Here is an 18,228-nt window from a genome sequence, read left to right as displayed (position 1 = left end):
GCCCCGGCCCTGCGGAGGGGGGCCCGAGGGCCGATTGCCGTTTCGGCGCGGGGAGGGGGGCTTGGAAGAGGTGGACATGGCGTTCGCGGCGTATACTCGCAACCCGCGTGAGATACGAGTTGCTCCTCCAGACGATGACGCCGGGCTCGCCCTACGAGGCGGCGCGGGTGGATGCCCTCCTTTCCGAGCGAGGTGTGGTCGCCCGGCAGGATGGCGTGCGCAGGTGGTCCTTCAAGAACGGCGACGTCGACATCGGCGAGCTGCGTGAGGGTGGCCAGGTGGTGGCCACCGAGCTGCGCGTGCCGCTGTCAGACCGCCCGGACCTGATGCGCGAGGCCGTGGAGGCCGCGGCGGCCCTGGCCTCCGAGGCCGGTGTCCGGCTGGTGGACCCGCAGCTGGGCCGCTCGCTGACCAGCAAGGACGACGCCGGGGTGATGGAGCAGTACATCCGGACGGCGCGCTACGCGGGCGAGGTGGCCGGCGTGCCCGATGCGATGGGCGCGGGCAGCTACGCGCTGGAGACGGAGGGCTCCCGAGGCTTCCAGCTCTCCACGCGCATGGTCCTCATCGCCATTGGCATCTTCGTGGTCCTGTACCTGGTGGTGGACTCCCTGGTGGGCCAGCTCGGCGGGCGCTGACGCGGTGGCGGAAGACGGGCACGGCCCCTCTCGAAGGGTTACCTTGGGAGCGTGTTCCGCTACCTCCTCCTCGCCCTCATCGTGGTGCCGTTCCTCGAGCTCTACCTGCTCCTGGTCATTGGCCGGCAGATAGGGCCCATGCCCACGCTCGCCTGGGTGCTGGTGTCTGGCCTGGTGGGCACCGCGCTCTCCCGAGGGGAGGGCAGGCGGATGCTGCGTCACTGGCGTGAGTCCATGGCGCGCGGCCAGGTGCCCGCGGAGGGCATCCTCAGTGGCGTGCTGGTGCTGGCCGGCGGCGTGCTGCTCGTCATCCCCGGCGTCATCACCGACGTCGTGGGGCTGTTGCTCCTGCTGCCGCCCGTGCGGCGCCTCATCTCCGCGCGCGTGCGTCGCACCCTGGAGCGCAAGGTGCGCGACGGCTCGATGCACGTCACGACCTTCGGCGGCGGCTTCCACGCCTCCGGGGGCGGCCCCTTTCCCGGAGACCCCGTGCCGCGGTCGCCGCGGACCGGTGTCCTGGAGCCGGACGCCGGCGGCACCGTGGCCCGCCGGCCCCAGGGCCCGCAGTCGGAAGTGGACGCCGAGTTCACCGAGGAGGAGCCCAGGCGGAGCTGACGCGCCGCCCGGACGTCAGCTCCCGCGCGGCCCCAGGCTGCCCACGCTGGCCTCCAGCGTGGTGGAGCCGGTGCGCCACGGCCGGGCCTGGTCCCTCAGCCACGTCCCGAGGCGGGCCACCAGGGCGCACGCCACCAGCAGCGACACGCCGATGCCCAGTCCCTCCGGAAGCGTCAGGGTGGGGCCCACGCGGCTGGACAGGCCCGCGTAGCTGGACCAGCCGTACACGATGGGCAGGTGCAGCACGTAGACCCACAGCGACAGGCGGCCCAGGGGCGCCAGCAGGCCGCTGACCTTGCGCGGCAGGATGTTGACCACGCCCAGCACCATCATCCCCTGGCCCACGCGGTAGGCCACCAGCCACGCGCTGGCGGGGCCCCAGTCCTGGGGCTGCGCGCGCATGAACCAGAAGAGCCCGCTGCCCAGTATCAGCAGCGCCAGTCCCTGGGGCACGCCGGGGCGGAGGGTGCCCAGCAGGCTCGCGGCCACGGCGCCCGCGAAGAAGTAGCTGGCCCAGGGGAAGAAGGCGAAGCGGCTGGTGCCGCCCGTGCCGATGAGCTGGGTCAGCGGCCCGGGCAGGCCTTCGCTCATCGCCCGCACGCTCAAACTCACCAGCGGAATGCCCACCGCCACCGCCACCAGCATCACGGTGCGGCCCCAGCGCCCCGGCGTCACCGCCAACAGCGTGGCGCCCGCCAGGAGGGCGAAGCCGATGCACTGGAGCGCGTCGAAGACGAACACCTTCGTCAACATCTCCTCGGTCAGCCCCAGCTTGATGACCGTGGACCAGCCGGGCCAGTGCATGAGGTAGCCCAGGAAGATGAGCAGCAGCGCGCGGCGCACCCGTTTGCCGTAGGTGTCCCGGGCCGCCGTGGGCTTTGAACCCAGCGCGGCGACCACCGCCCACCCGGCGACCATCAGGAACAGGGGCGCGGTGATGCCTCGGCAGGTCCAGTAGTGCTGGACCCACACGTCCGCACGCACGGCTGGCGACAACACCGCGTCCAGCGTGTGGCCAATGACCATCGCCATCACCGCGAGCCCGCGCGCGCAGTCGAGCCCGGGGTGGCGGGGGTCTCGTCGCTGGAACGTGAAGGCAGGGCCGAGTTGACTCACGAGGTCCCCAGCATAGGCCGTGACTCGGGCCGCGTCTCGAAAACGCATGAAGCCGCCAGCGCGCCCCTTCACGGAGAGGCAGGGCACCCTGACGGGTCGTGTGGTGCTACAGGGAAAGACATGCGCCTGCATGCCCTGCTGTCCAGCCTGCTGTTGCTTGTCTTCCTGGCCCCTCTCGGCGCGCGCGCCGCGTCTGGAGATGCGTGGTTGGGGCCGGACAAGCCCAAGCACTTCGCCGCGTGTTTCGTGCTCGCGGGCGCGGGGTACGCCGGTGGCGCGCTGCTCTTCGACAACCCTCACGCGCGCTGGCTCACCGGCGCGGGGCTCGCGATGGGCGCGGGGGTGGGCAAGGAGCTCCACGACCTGGGGCGCGGGACGACGTTCTCGATGAAGGACCTGGCGTGGGACGCGGTGGGCACGGCGTCCGGGCTCGCGGTGTCGTACGTGGTGGACCGGCTCGTCTTCCGCCGTGACGACACGCCGTCCCAGGTGGCTCGGGCGTGGCTACGTCGCCCCGTCACGCTCCGCCTCCACGTCGCTGGGGACAGGGGCCTGCCGGGCGGGCTCGCCCCGCGCCTGGCGTTCGACGAGCTGTACCAGCTCCTCTCGATGCAGCCTCGGGTCCACCGTCACCAGGGCGCCGCCGCGGCCGGAGGCGCTGGAGACGAGCACGGTCACCTTGCCGCGCGGGCACTGGTTCATGCAGCCGGAGGGGAGCACGCGGACCTGCTCTCCCAGGCCGCGTTCGGTGAGCGTGCCTTGGAGCCAGCGCGGCAGGTCCAGGCCTCCGGCTCGCGCGCCGCCCTTCATCAGGCACTTCCGGCAGACGAGCACCTCCACGTCCTCCACCGGGCCACCGCCGCTGTCGTCCCGCATCCGTCCTCCGTCATCTCGTTGATGCCGCTCGATGCGCCGCGCGCCCGGCCCTGAGGCTTGAGGGCCCTGTTGGCCGAAGCACGCACGGCGGCCTGAGACTGGGAGGTAGCGCGCTGTCGGGATTCCCGCAGCCCGCCCTGGTCGTTCGAGTGCTGCCGGAGCGGGGAGGCGGCCCGGTGACTGATGGGTCCGGAAAGCGGACGTGTGGGGATGTCACGACGCGGCATTCCTCCGCGGCCGCTTGCTGGTAGCTTGCGCCGCGCTAACGAAGCGGCCGTGGAGGGCTTCCATGATTCAGAACCGGTGGGTCTCGCTGCTGTCGCTGTCCGCGCTAGGCGTCAGCGCGCTCACGGGGTGCGAGCGCACGCCGCCGCCCGCCGAGGCGCCCGTGGCCGCGCCGGAAGCCCAGACGCTGCCGGCGCCCAAGCCGATGACGGCCGAGCAGCTCGCACACTTCTTCAAGCCGCTGCCCAGGCGCAAGGACGCGCCGCCTCCGCCCGAGGACACCGACGCCCAGGTGACGCTGGGGCGGATGCTCTACTTCGAGCCGCGCCTGTCGAAGAACCACGACGTGTCCTGCAACACCTGCCACGGCCTGACGACGTTCGGCGTGGACAACAAGGCGCTGTCGGACGGCCACAAGGGGCTGAAGGGCACGCGCAACTCGCCCACCGTGTACAACGCGGCCGGGCACATCGCGCAGTTCTGGGACGGGCGCGCGGACACGCTGGAGGCGCAGGCCACCGGCCCCATCCTCAATCCGGTGGAGATGGCCATGCCGGATGAGAAGCGCGTGCTGGCCACGCTGACCTCCATCCCGGAGTACACGAAGCGCTTCCGCGAGGCCTTCCCGGGTGACAAGAAGCCGGTGAGCATGGCCAACGCCGCGCGCGCCATCGCCGCCTTCGAGCGCAAGCTCGTCACCACCTCGCGCTTCGACGCCTTCGTGGGCGGCAAGCACGACGCGCTCACCGCGCAGGAGCAGCGGGGCCTGCAGCTCTTCGCCACCACGGGGTGCACCACCTGCCACAACGGCCCCGCCGTGGGCGGCACCTCCTTCCAGAAGCTGGGCCTCATCGAGGACTACCCGGGCCTGAAGGACGCGGGCCGCTTCGACGCCACGAAGAACGAGGAGGACCGGGGCAAGTTCCGCGTGCCCACGCTCCTCAACGTGGACAAGACGGGGCCGTACCTGCACGACGGCAGCGTGGCGGAGCTGCCGCGGATGGTGCGGCTGATGGCGAAGCACCAGCTGGCGCGCACGCTGACGGACCCGGAGGTGGACGACCTGGTCGCCTTCCTCAAGAGCCTCACGGGGGAGCTGCCCCCCGCGGAGCTCATCGCCCCGCCCGAGCTGCCCCCCAGCACCGCGAAGACGCCCAAGCCGGACCCGTCTTGAAAGGTGCGCGGCGCCTCGCGCGTTGCTAAGCAGCGAGGCCCATGGACCGAATGCTCTTCTACGCCCACTCCGGGCTCCGCTATCTGGTGCTGCTGGCTGGCATCCTGGCCCTCGCGTACTTCGCCTACGGGCTCGCCACCCGGAAGCCCTTCGACAAGCTGGGGCGCATCCTGGGCTCGGCCTACTCCGGGCTGCTCCAGCTCCAGGTGCTGCTGGGCGTCGGCGTGCTGGTGACGCGCTTCTATTACCCGGCGCTCATCGGGCACATCGTGATGATGGTGCTCGCCGCCGGCGTGGCGCAGGCGACGCTGTCCATCAATCGCCGCAAGCCGCGGCCGGCCTTCGTGCTGCCGCTGGTGGGCGTGGTCGTGTCCATCGTCTTCATCATCGGCGGCATCATGGCCATTGGCCGTGGCGTCTTCACGACGACGGCGATTTGAGCCGCCCCGGGTAAATGCTGCGCTGAATCACGGCGCGCGGCGCAAATGCTGCGCGCAGCAGGCCAACCCCCACGCATGTCCGCCCGGGTGTTGGCCTTTCGTCATTCTGGCCCTCGCATTGCAATTCGTGCCGCGTGTGCCGGGCAGTGAGCCCGGCCTCCCTTCGAGGAGGGGCACGCGGCGATGCGGACACATGCCCAGGAAGGACGACCGCGCCTGACGCGGGGGCTCGTCCCCGTCATTCCGCTGCTGGCCCTGGTGGCGGCGCCAGTGGCGGGAGCACAGAGCGCCTCGCAAGGGGCCACGCTCTTCACGCAGCGCTGCGCCACCTGTCACACGGTGGGCGAGGGCGACCGCGTGGGGCCGGACCTGCACGGCGTGATGGAGCGGCGCGACGAGGCGTGGCTCACCCGCTTCATCACCAGCCCCGGCGCCGTCATCGACGCGGGCGACCCGGTGGCCACCGCGCTGCTGAAGCAGTTCAACGGCATCCGCATGCCGGACCAGCAGCTCTCCCCCGAGGAGCGCGGCGCCCTCTACGCCTTCTTCCGCGACTGCACGCGCAAGGGGGTGGGCGGCTGCAAGCCCTCGCCCGCGGCGAAGCCGGGCACGGACGCGACGTCGGAAGAGATTGCGCGAGGCCGCCGCCTCTTCGAGGGCACCGAAGCCCTGGCGAAGGGCGGCCCCGCCTGCTTCGGCTGTCATGACGTGCGCGGGCTGGGCGTGGCGGGCGGCGGCACGCTCGGGCCCAACCTCACCTTCGCCTTCGCGCGCATGGGCGAGCGCGGCATGCGTCCCCTGCTGGCGAAGCTGGACACGCCGATGATGGCCGCGCTGTACGCGAAGGCCCCGCTGGAGGAGGAGGAGCAATACGCCCTCAAGGCGTACCTCGCGGACGTGTCGCGCGACGGCAGCAAGCCTCGCGCGGACAGGGACTTCGTCTACCTGGGCCTCGTCGGGATGCTCGCGGTGCTCGGGTTCATGGGCGTTGCCTTCAACGCGCACACCAAGCGAGGTCAGCCGTGAGTGAAGCCCTCTTCTCCGCCATCCCCTACGTGGCGGCGGGCGCGGCCGTGGCGGGCGTGGCGCGCCGGCTGATGGCACGCGCGCCCGCGAGCGTCCCCACGCCCTGGACGTCTTCGGGACGGGCCGTGCTGGCGGGGGGCGTCATCGTGGCCCTCAACCACCTGCTGGGGCTGCTGGCGCCGCGGGTGATGCAGGCCTTCAACGCGTCGCCGGGCCGCCTCTTCACGCTGGAGGCGGTGAGCCTGATTGGCGCGCTGCTGCTCGCCTGGGGCCTGGTGGGCCTGACGCTGCGCCGCGCGCGGGAAGGGCAGTGGCGCACCGCCGCGCTGCTGGGGTTGCTGTTCTTGCAGTCGTGCTCCGGCCTCTACCTGGCGGTGGCGCTGCGCTGGGGCTCGGCCTGGTATGTCCACGTGGTGGTGCCGTACCTGCGCTCGGTGCTGGCCTTCCAGCCGGACGCGTCGCTGCTGGCGCAGGCGCCCTTCATCGTCCAGCTCCACACCCTGTCCGGCATGGTGGTGCTGGCGCTGGCGCTCTTCATCCGCGCGCGACCCGAACACCTCGCCGCGCCCCTGCTCGTCACGCCTCGGGAGGAGACCGCCCGCTGACGCGGCGGCACACCCGTCATGAAAGACGCCTCGACTCGCTTTCCTTTCCGTGCCCTTGCCGCGCTCTACCTGGCGGGGTGCAGCGGCCCGGTGAACAACCAGCAGGGCTACATGCCCGAGCAGCCCGTGGCCTTCTCCCACGCCGTCCACGCCGGGCAGTACGGCCTGGATTGCCAGTACTGCCACGTGGGCGCGGAGCAGAGCCGCCACGCCGGCGTGCCCTCCACCCGCGTGTGCATGAACTGCCACACGCAGGTGAAGACGGACTCGCCCGAAATCAAGAAGGTCGCGGCCGCGGTGGCGGAGAATGAGCCGCTGGCGTGGGTGCGCATCCACCGCCTGCCGGACCACGCGTACTTCAACCACGCCAGCCACGTGGGCGCGGGCCTGGCGTGCCAGACGTGCCACGGGCCCGTGCAGGAGATGGTGCGCGTGGAGCAGCAGGAGCGCATGACGATGGGCTGGTGCCTGGACTGCCACCGCGACACGGCGGCGAAGCAGGTGTCCGCGCCGCCGCCCTCCGCGCCCCGCGCTGGCGAGCTGTTGGCCCTGTCGTCCGGCGCGCCCGCACCGGAGCCGCTGAAGGCCCCTCGAATCCTGCAGCCCCCCACGGACTGTTCGAGCTGCCACCGCTGAGGAGTCCCATCCATGTCCGACCCACTTCCCAAGTACTGGCAGAGCCTGGCGGAGCGCGCTGGTGACCTTGGCGCGCACGACGAATTCGCGGAGCCGCTCCCCGTGGGCGTCGGCGCCACGCCTCCGGAGGCGAACACCCGCCGTGACTTCTTCAAGCTGATGGGCCTGAGCGCCGCGGCGGCCATGGTGGCCTGCCAGCGCGCGCCGGTGCAGCAAATCATCCCCTACGTGGCGCGTCCGGATGAAGTCACGCCGGGACTGGCGCTCTGGTACGCGTCCACCTGCGACGGGTGCGGCGCCCGGTGCGGCCTGCTGCTGAAGACGCGCGACGGCCGCCCCATCAAGGTGGAGGGCAACGACGAGCACCCCGTGTCGCGAGGCGGCGTGTGCGCGGTGGGCCAGGCGTCGGTGCTGTCGCTCTACGACGCGAGCCGCGCCCGCTACCCCACTCGCGGCGCCACGCGCGTGTCCTGGACGGACCTGGACGCGGACGTCACGCAGGCCCTGCGCGAGGCCACCGAGGCGGGGAAGGGCATCCGCGTGGTGTTGCCCTGGCACCTGGGCCCCACTGCGGAGGCGGCCGTGAAGCGCTTCCTGGCCGCGTACCCCACCGCGCGCACCGTGCGCGACGAGGCCCTGGGCGAGCTGTCCGCCATCGCCGACGCCCACCGCGTCACGCACGGCGTGCGCGCCGTGCCGGACTACCGCTTCGACAAGGCCGCTGTCATCGCCAGCTTCGGCGCGGACTTCCTGGGGACGTGGGTGTCGCCCGTGGCCTTCACCCGGCAGTACGCGGAGTCGCGCGACGCGGCCCGGCGCCGGACGATGTCGCGGCACTTCCAGGTGGAGCCGGTGATGACGCTCACTGGCGCCGCCGCGGACCGCCGCTTCGTGGTGGCGCCCTCCGACCTGGCGCTGGTGCTGGCGGACCTGGTGCGGCGGCTGGCGGTGAAGGCGGGCCGGCAGGTGCCGGGACTGCCGCCGCTGCCGCCGCCCGCGCTGGACGAGGCCGCGAGGGTGGAGCTCGCGGACGCGCTGTGGGCCCAGCGCCATGACGCACTGGTGGTGGCGGGCGGCGATGACGTGGCCACGCAGGTGCTGGCCAACACCGCCAACGCGCTGCTGGGCTGCGAGGGCCACACGGTGTCGCTGGCGGACGGCACAACGCTGGACGCGGACGCGCTGCCCTTGGGGACGCTGCTGACGGAGCTGCGCGCGGGCGCCGTGGGCGCGGTGCTCTTCATGGGCGCCAATCCCGTCTACAGCGACCCGCGCGGCGCGGAGCTGGCGGCGCTGCTGAAGGACGTGCCGCTCACGCTGTCCACCAGCGACCGGCGGGACGAGACGGCCGTGCACGTGGGCCTCCATGCACCGGAGGCCACCGCGCTGGAGTCGTGGGGCGACGCGGAGGTGCGCCGGGGTGTCGTGTCCCTGCGCCAGCCCGCGGTGGCGCCGCTGCACGAGACGCGCAGCGGCGTGGAGTCGCTGCTCCAGTGGGCGGGAGCGCCCCAGCCGCACTACGACTTCCTCCGCGCGCGCTGGGAGGCGGAGGTCTTCCCTCGGGCCAGCGGCCTGGGGCAGGGCTTCAGCGCCTTCTGGGACGATGCCCTCCGCCGGGGCGTGGTGACGCTCAGCGCCGCCGCGGCGGAAGCCCCCGCCTTCCGAGAGGACGGGCTGGCGAAGGCGCTGGCCGGCGTGGCTCGCCATGCCGCGGAGTGGGAGCTGATGCTGTACCCCACGGTGGCGCTGCGTGACGGTGCCCCCGCGAACAACGCCTGGCTCCAGGAGGTGGCGGACCCCATCACCAAGGTGACGTGGGGCAATCCGGCGTGCATCGCCCCATCCCGCGCGAAGGCGCTGGGACTGAAGGACGGCGACGTCGTCCAGGTGCGGGCGGGGAGCGCGACGCTGTCGGTGCCCGTGCTGGTGCAGGCGGGGACGCACCCCTCCGTCATCGCGGTGGCGGTGGGCTACGGCCGCACGCAGGCCGGGCGCGTGGCGGACGGCATTGGCGTCAACGGCTACCCGCTGTCGGCGGTGGTGGACGGACGCGCGCGGCGCGCGGTGCCCGGCGTCACGGTGCGAGCCACGGGCGCGCAGCAGCCCCTGGCGCTGACGCAGACGCACCACCGGCTGGAGGGACGGCCGCACGTGCGCGAGGCGGAGCTGGCCGCCTTCCTGGCCAACCCACGCGCGGGCAATGAGGTGCAGGCGGGGCACGGCGGGGGAGGGCACTCGCTCTCCCTGTGGTCGGGGCACGAGTACAAGGGGCACCGCTGGGCGCTGGCGGTGGACCTGAGCGCCTGCACGGGGTGCTCGGCCTGCGTGGTGTCGTGCCAGGCGGAGAACAACATCCCCAGCGTGGGGCGCGAGGAGGTGCTGCGCCGACGGGAGATGCACTGGATGCGCATCGACCGGTACTACCAGGGCGACGAGGCCAATCCCCAGGTCGTCCACCAGCCGATGATGTGCCAGCACTGTGAGAATGCGCCGTGCGAGACGGTGTGCCCGGTGTTGGCCACGGTGCACTCCAGCGAGGGCCTCAACCAGCAGGTCTACAACCGCTGCGTGGGGACGCGGTACTGCGCCAACAACTGCCCCACGAAGGTCCGCCGCTTCAACTGGTTCGACGCCGAGCACGCCGAGCCACTGGAGCGGATGGTGCTCAACCCGGACGTCGTGGTGCGCAGCCGGGGCGTCATGGAGAAGTGCTCCCTGTGCGTGCAGCGCATCCAGGAGTCCAAGGCCGCCGCGAACCGGGAGGGCCGCCCGCTGCGTGACGGGGACATCCAGACGGCGTGCCAGCAGAGCTGCCCGGCGAAGGCCATCCACTTCGGTGACGTGAACGACGCGGACAGCCAGGTGGCGCGGCTCGCGAAGGACGAGCGCGCGTTCCGGTTGCTGGAGGAGCTGAACATCGGGTCGTCCATCACCTACCTCACGAAGATCCGGAACACCGGGTCGGGAAGCGGAACATGAGCAACCCGCATCTGTCCCCGCTGCGCGAACCGCTCGTCACCGAGCCGCGCTCCATGGGTCAGCTCACCGAGGAGATCTGCGCCCCCATGGAGCGGGCCCCCACCTGGAAGTGGTGGGTGGCGTTTGGCATCGCGGTGTCCGTGCTCGGCATGGGCGCCGGCATCGTCGCCTACCAGGTGGGCACGGGCATTGGCACCTGGGGCCTGAACAAGAGCGTCGGCTGGGGCTTCGACATCACCAACTTCGTGTTCTGGGTGGGCATCGGCCACGCCGGCACGCTCATCTCCGCCATCCTCTTCCTCTTCCGGCAGAAGTGGCGCACCAGCATCAACCGCGCGGCGGAGGCGATGACGCTGTTCGCCGTCATGTGCGCGGCGCTCTATCCCATCATCCACCTGGGGCGGCCGTGGCTGGCCTTCTGGGTGCTGCCCTATCCGAACGACCGCGGCAGCCTGTGGGTGAACTTCCGCTCGCCGCTCTTGTGGGACGTGTTCGCCATCTCCACGTACTTCACCGTGTCAGCGGTGTTCTGGTACGTGGGCCTGATTCCGGACCTGGCCACGGTGCGCGACAGGGCGAAGGCGGGGCTGCGCAAGGCCGTCTTCAAGGTGATGTCGCTGGGGTGGACGGGCTCGCACCGGACGTGGAGCCGCTACGAGACGGTGTACCTGCTGCTGGCGGGCCTGGCGACGCCGCTGGTGCTCAGCGTGCACACCATCGTCTCCATGGACTTCGCCACGTCGGTCATCCCCGGCTGGCACACCACCATCTTCCCGCCGTACTTCGTCGCGGGCGCGGTGTTCAGCGGCTTCGCCATGGTGCTGACGCTGATGATCATCACCCGCGTGGTGCTGGGCTACGAGCACCTCATCACCCTGCGCCACCTGGAGAACATGACGAAGATCATCATCGTCACGGGCGGCCTGGTGTCGCTGGCGTACGCGACGGAGTTCTTCATCGCCTGGTACTCCGGCAACCCCTACGAGCGCTTCGCCTTCATGAACCGCGCCTTCGGGCCCTACGCGTGGGCGTATTGGATCATGGTGACGTGCAACGTGGTGTCGCCGCACCTCTTCTGGTTCAAGAAGGTGCGCACCTCGCCCGCGGCCATCTTCGTCCTGTCGCTGGTCATCAACGTGGGCATGTGGTTCGAGCGCTTCGTCATCATCGTCACCAGCCTCTACCGCGACTTCCTGCCGTCGAGCTGGGCCATGTACACGCCGACGATGGTGGAGGTGGGCACCTTCATCGGGACCTTCGGCCTCTTCTTCACGCTGTTCCTGCTCTTCGTCCGCGTGCTGCCCATCATCTCCATCGGCGAGGTGAAGAGCGTGCTGGGCTTCGCTCGCGAAGGCCATGACGCCCAGCCGCACCCGCCCGCGAAGCCGGTCGCCGAGGAGGCGCACCCCGTGGCCATCGCCATTCGAAAGGACGCACCCGTATGAGCGCCCCGGTTCTCATCGGCTACTTCGACAGTGAGGCGCAGGTGCTGGACGCCACCCGGGCGGTGCGCGAGGCGGGCTTCGTCCTCCATGACGTGTACACGCCGTACGCGGTGCACGGGCTGGATGACGCCATGGGCCTCAAGCCCAGCCGCCTCACCTGGGTGTGCTTCGGCGCGGGCCTCCTGGGCTGCACGCTGGCGCTGTCGCTCCAGTACTACACCAGCGTGGTGAGCTGGCCCCTCAACGTGGGCGGCAAGCCGTTCAACTCGTTCCCGGCGTTCATCCCCGTGACCTTCGAGCTGACGGTGCTGTTCGCGGCGCTGGCGACGGTGGCGGCCTTCCTGGTGCGGGCGAAGCTCTTCCCCGGGAGCCGCCGCTCGGTGCTCCCGCGTGTCACGGATGACCGGTTCGCCATCGCGGTGGCGCCGCGTGAGGCCCCCTCGGAGCTGGACGCGGCCGAGGACCTGATGCGCCGCCACGGCGCGGTGACGACGGACCTGTTGGAGGTGGCGTCGTGAAGAGGCTTCACGTGGGCGCGGTGGTGCTGGGGCTGGCCCTCACGGGCTGCGAGCAGGACGAGACGCGGCCCAACTTCGAATACGCGCCGGACATGGTGTCGTCCGTGCCGTTCGACACCTTCGCGGCCAACCCCGTCACGGTGGACGGCAAGACGCTGCTGGCGCCGGTGAAGGGGACGGTGCCGCGAGGCCACCAGCCGCTGCACCTGGCCGCGGGGCCGGAGGAGGCTGCACGCGCGGGGCGGGAGTTTCAGAATCCGTACCCGGCCTCGCCAGAGGTGCTGGCGCGGGGGAAGGTGACCTTCACGCGCTACTGCGGGCCGTGTCACGGCACGGAGGGCCTGGGCGACGGGCTCGTCACCGCGCGCTTCCCCATGCCGCCGTCGCTGCTGGCGGAGCACGCGAAGCAGCTCCCCGACGGGCAGGTGTTCCACATCATCACCCACGGGCAGGGGCTGATGCCGGCCCATGGCTCGCAGGTGGCTCCGGAGGACCGGTGGAAGATTGTCCACTACGTCCGGACCTTGCAGGACCCCGCGCGGACGGCGCGGAAGGACGTGCCATGAGTGCTCTGCATGAAGTGACCACCGCCCCGGCGGCTGGCTTCGAGGTTCCTCCCGCCGTGCACCGCGCGGCGCAGGTGCTGGCCGGCGCGGGCCTGGGCATCCTGGTGGCGGGCCTGGCCATCGCGCGCGAGCGTGCCCTGACGAGCCTGCTCACCAGCGGCTTCTACTTCCTGTGCCTGGGCCTGGGCGGCGCGGTGTTCCTGGCGCTGATGTACGTGGCGAACGCGGGGTGGTTCACCGTGTTCAAGCGCATCCCCGAGGCCTTCGCCGCCTACGTGCCCTGGGGCGCGGTGACGATTCTGGCGCTGCTGCCCTTCGTGTCCTCGCTGTATCCGTGGGCGAAGCCGGGCGTCATGGAGACGGACCACCTGCTGCATGAGAAGGCAGCCTTCCTCAACGTGCCCTTCTTCGCGGCGCGCATGGGGGTGATGCTGGCGGTGTGGGTGGGCTTCACCTGGATGTTGCGGCGCATCTCCCTGCGGCAGGACGCGGAGCGCTCGCCGGAGCTGGCTGGGCGCAACGTGAAGGTGTCGGCGGTGTTCCTGGTGCTCTTCGCGCTGACCTTCTGCCTGGCCGCGTTCGACTGGCTGATGACGTTGGAGCCGCACTGGTTCAGCACCATCTACGCGCTCTACAACTTCGCGGGCCTGCTCAGCTCCACGGTGTGCGCCATGACCATCGCGGCGATTCTGCTCCACCGCGCGGGCGCGCTGCCGCAGCTCAACACCAGCCACCTGCACGATTTGGGCAAGTTGATGTTTGCCTTCGCCACGTTGTGGGCCTACCTATGGTTCTCGCAATACCTGCTCATCTGGTACGCGAACATCCCGGAGGAGACGGTCTACTTCGTCACCCGGCTGCACGGGACGTGGGCGGTGGCCTTCTATCTGAACGTCGCGCTCAACTGGGCGCTGCCCTTCGTGCTGCTGTTGCCTCGGCCCGCGAAGCGCAATCCGTCTCACCTGCTGCGCGTGGCGGCCATCCTCCTGGTGGGGCGCTGGTTGGACCTGTACCTGATGGTGGTGCCCGGCAATCAACCAGACGGCGTCGCGCTGGGTGTGTTCGAGCTGGCCGGCTTCGTGGGCATGGCCGCGCTCTTCACACTGGCGGTGACGCGTACCGTGCGCTCCACGCCCATGTTGCCGGTGGGTGACCCGTACCTGGTGGAGAGCCTGCACCACCACACCTGAGCCCGTTTCAGAGAAAAGGAGCGGTGGATGCCTCGGCGACGAGGCCTCCCCGGAAGCCCGCTCCCGACCGCGACGCCGCCCGTCCTCCTCGACGGGCGGCGTTGACCTTTCCACGGTAGGGTGCGCCATGGCCTTTTCCTCTCCTGGACGAGCACCCCTCCGAGTGGCCTTGTTGGGCTATGGCATCGCGGGCAGGCACATCCACACGCCGCTGATTCAAGGCGTGGACGGACTGGTGCTCCAGGTCGTCGCCTCGCGCCAGGAAGAGGCGGTGCGCTCCACGTTGCCGCAGGTCACCCGCTGCGACTCGCATGAGGCCGGGGCGACGCACCCCGACGTGGACCTGGTCGTCATCGCCACGGCGAATGACCTTCACGCGCCATTGGCGGAGGCCGCGCTCAAGGCGGGGAAGCACGTCGTCGTCGACAAGCCCTTCACCATCACCCTTGCCGAAGCCCGCGCGCTGCGGGCCCTGGCGGCGTCGCGTGGCCTGCTGCTCTCGGTGTTCCACAACCGGCGATGGGACACCGACTTCCAGGCGCTGAAGGCGCTGCTCGCGGAGGGCACGCTGGGCCACGTCGCGCATGTCGAGTCGCGCTTCGACCGGTTCCGTCCGGAGGTCCGCAAGCAGTGGCGGGAACAGGTGGTGCCGGGCGCGGGCGTGTGGTTCGACCTGGGGCCGCACCTCGTGGACCAGGCGCTGCACCTGTTTGGATTGCCGGAGTCCGTGGCCGGTACTCGCGAAGCCCTGCGCGAGGGCGCCTTCGTGGATGACTGGTTCCAGTACACGCTGGCCTATCCCCGGCGGCGGGTGGTGCTCCAGGCGTCCATGAGCATCGCGGCGATGACGCCTCGCTTCGCCGTGCATGGCTCACGGGGCTCGTGGCTCACGTTGGGCAGGGAGCAACAGGTTCCTCGTCTGGTAATGGGCGGCCCACCCGAAGGGCTCGCCTGGCACGACGCTTCGCTGCGTGGGCAGCATGGCGCGCCCACCGTCGCTTCGGCAGGGGACTACCGGCAGTACTACGCGGGCATCCGGGATGCGCTCCTGGGCGGCGCACGCAATCCCGTGACGCCCATCCAGGCCGTGGCCGTCCAGGCGGTGCTGGAGGCGGGCATCGAGGCGCAGGCGAGCGGCCGTGCCCAGCCGCTGGCGCTCACAGCGGAGGAGCGCGCTGCCTTCGACGCGGGCGTGGATTGATTCGCGCGGCACGGGCAGTTCGGCGTTTTCGGTGCAGGCGCTGCTTGATTCGCGCACAAGGGGATGCCTACTCCTAGCGGCGTCGTGGACTCTCCCTGTCGCCCGCGCGACCCCCGAGGACCCCTTGAGCTCGAAGAAGCCCGGCCGTAACGACCCGTGTCCCTGTGGCAGTGGCAAGAAGTACAAGGTCTGCCATGCCACAGAGGACCGGGCCCGCGCCGCGCCGCCCGCCGCCCCTGCCTCGTCCGCGAGGGCGGACCTCGAGGCGGCGATGGCAGTGCTGGGCGACCCCGAGGTGTCCAAGCTGTCCGGTGCCCTGGAGCGGCTGGCGGAGTTGCTCACGGATTGGGGCCCGGTGCCTGGCCTGCGCTTCGACGTGAAGGCTTTCTCCGAGCACGTGGGGAAGGAGCTGGCCCGGTTGTCGGAGAACACGGAGCAGGACGCCTCCAGCGCCCGGCGTGAGCTGCTGGTGGGGACCGTGCGAGAGCTGGGGACGCCCGCGTTCCTGGAGGCGCTCGGCGCCGCGTTGATGGCGAAGATGTCGACTCCGGGACTGTCGGCGGAGGACCGGAGGGCCGTTGGCGTGGGCACGATGCTGGCCTCCGCGTCCAAGCGGATGGGCAAGGCCCGGCCAGAGGACATCCCCGTGCTGGACGTCATCTTCGACGTGCAGTTCCGCGAGTGGAGCGCCAGGCACAAGGAGCTGTCCCAGAAGTACGAGGCGCTGGTGAAGGGGCTGGAGGAGGAGTCCCTCTCCGACGAGGCGAAGGCCGCGCTTGAGCAGGCTCGCGGCGGCGACGTGGGCGCGCTGCTCAAGTACGTGCAGGACGAACCGGAGCTGGCCGAGCGCATCGCCCGCGAGGCGAAGGAGCGCGCCGCCCGGGTGGAGGCGTGGCTGCGGGCCGCGACGTCGCCGGCCGTCTTCTCACCCGAGGAGGAGCTGTGGCTCACCTGCGCGCTCTGGGAGCCCATGCAGGCGCTGAAGCTCCTGCCCACGGGCACGGAGCCCGCGGTGCGCCGGGAAGCGGTGACGGCGCTGATGCGGGCGGTGAAGGGCGCGCTGGATGACGACTTCCTCTCCGGGCTGCTCGTCCGGCTGCGCGAGAAGGCGAAGGACCCCGCGGCGGATGAGGCCACCCGCGCGGCGTTCATGGACGCCGCCATCGCCTTCGAGGCGGAGCCCGCGCGGATGACGCTCGCCGCGCTGCTCACGGCGCGGAAGGAAGCGGAAGGGCGCTCGCCCGAGGAGATGGTGGCGCTGGCCGACCTCAAGGCGCTCACTGCCTGGACGCCGGAGTCCTTCGAGCCCTACCGCGCGCTGCTGCTGAGCATGGGCCTGCCGGCCGCCGCCGCGCGTGTCCAGCGCTGCCAGGAGTGGCTGAAGGGGCATCCGGTGACGCTGCGTCCCGAGCCGGCCTGAGTCAGGACGCCTCGGGTCGGCGACGGCACGGGGCGTCAACGGGGCGCACGGTGTTCGGGGCGAGCAGGTGCGTCGTGGGCTCCTTCGTCGTAGCGCACGGTGGGGACAGGTCTCCCAGCCGCCTTCCCAGACGGGGCCAGGCAGGGGCCTGGCGCTCTTGGCTGGCTGTGGCGGCTTGCGCTTCTGCACCACGTGGCCTGGGGCGGCCCGCGCGCCGGGCCAGTCTCGCACCTGCCGTGGGCAGGCCCAGGTGCCCCAGAATCGCTCGCACCCCTCCCGCCTCCTTCACGTATGCCATCACTCGCCGCCTGCCTCCACACCTCATGAAGGCAAACACGTCGACGTCGAACGTCCTGCTGAGCAACTCGGCGAAAGTCCACTCGCGGTGTCCTCTTCTTCATCCGCTCCTTCCTGGCCGCTGCCTCAAGCCCCGCACTCGCCACCTCCGCACCTGCTTGAGGGAGCAGAAATGGCCACAGCCTGGCGCACGACTCCTGGCAACACGCGACAGCGAATCGCTGTCTTGTTTTGTCAGCAAGGTATGAATACACACTCAAGGGGAGGCGCAGGCAAGCGTCAGCGGCAACGCCAATTCATTGGTACGCCAATTCCAAGGGCTGCGCCTGCCCATTGAGGACGCTCCCCGCGACTCCACGGGCGCTGGCATCGAACCGATGACGCCTACATGTCATCAATGGATGGAAGCAACCCGGCACGCCCAGGCACTCCGAAAATCATCGCAGCCTTTGTGCAACATTCCTCAAAGGCTGTCCGGTTGAAGGGTGGCTTGCAATTGAGCGGCGCAGTCCACTAAACCCACTCAAAGCAAGAATCTAGACTTCGGAGATCCTCATGAGGTTCATTCCCGTTGTTTGCCTGACGCTTTCGCTGGTTGCGTGTGGCTCGCCGGACGCCGTGCAGCGCGAGGACGCCTTGGAGGCGGTCACACACGAGGAAGTAGCGGCATCAGAAGAGGCGCGGAGTCAGGCGGAGTGCCCCGGTGCAGGAGACGAGGTGTCCGCTCAGGCATGCGTCAAGCGCTGCTCCGGGGGCCTGCAGGCGGGCCAGCACTGCAGCATCGACTCCAACTGTGGCAAGACGTGCTCCGGGGGCCTGCAGGCGGGCCAGCGCTGCAGCATCGACTCCAACTGTGGCAAGACGTGCTCGGGGGGCCTGCAGGCGGGCCAGCACTGCAGCATCGACTCCAACTGTGGCAAGACGTGCTCGGGGGGAACCTCCGCGGGCCGGGCCTGTAATACCGACGCCAACTGCCCCAACGGGCTCTGCAATTCGCACCTCTGCAACTCGCACCTCTGCAACTCGCATCTCTGCGTGACGTACTGCTGAGTCACTCGACTCGGCAACACCGCCTCCCCTGTGAGCCGGTCGCTTTCTCAGGGGGGAGCGGCTTTCGACGCCGCCTTCGCGAAGAGCACCAGTCCCCCGCTGATGAACAGGGCCATCCCCGGGGTGCTCGCTGCCAAGATTCGGCACGAGCTTGGTGACGGTGCAGGCGCGGTCGAGCTGGATGCGGATACTCCAGATTAGCGTCTTGGCG

The 18,228-nt window shown here is 70.6% G+C and carries 16 protein-coding genes; 15 read left to right on the top strand and 1 reads right to left on the bottom strand.

Annotation, left to right across the window (positions count from 1 at the left end; all coding sequences use genetic code 11):
* The first annotated feature begins 107 nt into the window (after positions 1–107).
* Both HV826_RS29970 and HV826_RS29965 read left to right on the top strand, forming a co-directional pair.
* Entirely contained in the window at positions 108–638 is a 531-nt protein-coding gene (locus HV826_RS29970; RefSeq protein ID WP_176420489.1) for a hypothetical protein, read from the top strand.
* 51 nt (positions 639–689) lie between these two features.
* The gene (locus tag HV826_RS29965) at positions 690–1,253 is read left to right on the top strand and encodes an FxsA family protein (protein ID WP_176420488.1); all 564 of its coding nucleotides are present in this window, start codon (positions 690–692) and stop codon (positions 1,251–1,253) included.
* 15 nt (positions 1,254–1,268) lie between these two features.
* Here the strand turns inward: HV826_RS29965 and HV826_RS29960 are convergent, their stop codons facing one another.
* Positions 1,269–2,369 (bottom strand): acyltransferase family protein, encoded by a 1,101-nt coding sequence (locus tag HV826_RS29960; RefSeq protein ID WP_407938446.1) that lies wholly within the window; start codon positions 2,367–2,369, stop codon positions 1,269–1,271.
* Between the two features lie 120 nt (positions 2,370–2,489).
* Between HV826_RS29960 and HV826_RS29955 the strand changes: the two genes are divergently transcribed.
* The 13 genes from HV826_RS29955 to HV826_RS29895 all read left to right on the top strand — a co-directional run bounded on the left by HV826_RS29955 (position 2,490) and on the right by HV826_RS29895 (position 16,670).
* Positions 2,490–3,299 (top strand): hypothetical protein, encoded by an 810-nt coding sequence (locus HV826_RS29955; protein ID WP_176420486.1) that lies wholly within the window; start codon positions 2,490–2,492, stop codon positions 3,297–3,299.
* Positions 3,300–3,534: 235 nt separating this feature from the next.
* Positions 3,535–4,644, top strand: coding sequence for a cytochrome-c peroxidase (locus HV826_RS29950; RefSeq protein ID WP_176420485.1), 1,110 nt, complete (start codon positions 3,535–3,537; stop codon positions 4,642–4,644).
* Positions 4,645–4,685: 41 nt separating this feature from the next.
* Complete coding sequence (locus HV826_RS29945; protein WP_176420484.1) at positions 4,686–5,084, top strand: hypothetical protein; 399 nt, start codon at positions 4,686–4,688, stop codon at positions 5,082–5,084.
* Positions 5,085–5,267: 183 nt separating this feature from the next.
* Complete coding sequence (locus HV826_RS29940) at positions 5,268–6,110, top strand: c-type cytochrome (protein WP_176420483.1); 843 nt, start codon at positions 5,268–5,270, stop codon at positions 6,108–6,110.
* Entirely contained in the window at positions 6,107–6,715 is a 609-nt protein-coding gene (locus HV826_RS29935; protein ID WP_176420482.1) for a respiratory nitrate reductase subunit gamma, read from the top strand. The genes HV826_RS29940 and HV826_RS29935 overlap by 4 nt, the downstream gene beginning before the upstream one ends.
* Before the next feature lie 18 nt (positions 6,716–6,733).
* Complete coding sequence (locus tag HV826_RS29930) at positions 6,734–7,351, top strand: cytochrome c3 family protein (protein ID WP_176420481.1); 618 nt, start codon at positions 6,734–6,736, stop codon at positions 7,349–7,351.
* Positions 7,352–7,363: 12 nt separating this feature from the next.
* Entirely contained in the window at positions 7,364–10,330 is a 2,967-nt protein-coding gene (locus tag HV826_RS29925) for a TAT-variant-translocated molybdopterin oxidoreductase (protein ID WP_176420480.1), read from the top strand.
* Positions 10,327–11,775, top strand: coding sequence for an NrfD/PsrC family molybdoenzyme membrane anchor subunit (gene nrfD, locus HV826_RS29920; RefSeq protein WP_176420479.1), 1,449 nt, complete (start codon positions 10,327–10,329; stop codon positions 11,773–11,775). Before HV826_RS29925 ends, nrfD begins: the two co-directional genes overlap by 4 nt.
* On the top strand, positions 11,772–12,293 hold the full coding sequence (locus HV826_RS29915) for a DUF3341 domain-containing protein (RefSeq protein ID WP_176420478.1): 522 nt from the start codon (positions 11,772–11,774) through the stop codon (positions 12,291–12,293). Before nrfD ends, HV826_RS29915 begins: the two co-directional genes overlap by 4 nt.
* Positions 12,290–12,859 carry a c-type cytochrome gene (locus HV826_RS29910; protein WP_176420477.1) on the top strand — a complete coding sequence of 190 codons (570 nt, stop codon included), beginning with the start codon at positions 12,290–12,292 and terminating at the stop codon, positions 12,857–12,859. Before HV826_RS29915 ends, HV826_RS29910 begins: the two co-directional genes overlap by 4 nt.
* Entirely contained in the window at positions 12,856–14,049 is a 1,194-nt protein-coding gene (locus HV826_RS29905; RefSeq protein ID WP_176420476.1) for a hypothetical protein, read from the top strand. Before HV826_RS29910 ends, HV826_RS29905 begins: the two co-directional genes overlap by 4 nt.
* 127 nt (positions 14,050–14,176) lie before the next feature.
* Positions 14,177–15,250, top strand: coding sequence for an oxidoreductase (locus HV826_RS29900; protein WP_176420475.1), 1,074 nt, complete (start codon positions 14,177–14,179; stop codon positions 15,248–15,250).
* A gap of 124 nt (positions 15,251–15,374) precedes the next feature.
* A complete protein-coding gene (locus HV826_RS29895) occupies positions 15,375–16,670 on the top strand; it encodes a YecA family protein (protein ID WP_176420474.1) in 1,296 nt (431 codons plus the stop codon).
* The last annotated feature ends 1,558 nt before the right edge of the window (positions 16,671–18,228 follow it).

This window comes from Myxococcus sp. AM010, assembly GCF_013372585.1.
Classification (GTDB): domain Bacteria; phylum Myxococcota; class Myxococcia; order Myxococcales; family Myxococcaceae; genus Myxococcus; species Myxococcus vastator.
The sequence above is the reverse complement of the archived record's forward strand: the minus strand, read 5'-3'. Positions and strand labels throughout refer to the sequence as shown.

Excerpts from the sequence above, each read along its gene's own strand:
- nrfD (WP_176420479.1), top strand. The coding sequence starts at position 10,327 with ATGAGCAACCCGCATCTGTCCCCGCTGCGCGAACCGCTCGTCACCGAG.
- HV826_RS29955 (WP_176420486.1), top strand. The coding sequence starts at position 2,490 with ATGCGCCTGCATGCCCTGCTGTCCAGCCTGCTGTTGCTTGTCTTCCTG.
- HV826_RS29950 (WP_176420485.1), top strand. The coding sequence starts at position 3,535 with ATGATTCAGAACCGGTGGGTCTCGCTGCTGTCGCTGTCCGCGCTAGGC.
- HV826_RS29905 (WP_176420476.1), top strand. The coding sequence starts at position 12,856 with ATGAGTGCTCTGCATGAAGTGACCACCGCCCCGGCGGCTGGCTTCGAG.
- HV826_RS29940 (WP_176420483.1), top strand. The coding sequence starts at position 5,268 with ATGCGGACACATGCCCAGGAAGGACGACCGCGCCTGACGCGGGGGCTC.
- HV826_RS29930 (WP_176420481.1), top strand. The coding sequence starts at position 6,734 with ATGAAAGACGCCTCGACTCGCTTTCCTTTCCGTGCCCTTGCCGCGCTC.
- HV826_RS29900 (WP_176420475.1), top strand. The coding sequence starts at position 14,177 with ATGGCCTTTTCCTCTCCTGGACGAGCACCCCTCCGAGTGGCCTTGTTG.
- HV826_RS29915 (WP_176420478.1), top strand. The coding sequence starts at position 11,772 with ATGAGCGCCCCGGTTCTCATCGGCTACTTCGACAGTGAGGCGCAGGTG.
- HV826_RS29945 (WP_176420484.1), top strand. The coding sequence starts at position 4,686 with ATGGACCGAATGCTCTTCTACGCCCACTCCGGGCTCCGCTATCTGGTG.
- HV826_RS29925 (WP_176420480.1), top strand. The coding sequence starts at position 7,364 with ATGTCCGACCCACTTCCCAAGTACTGGCAGAGCCTGGCGGAGCGCGCT.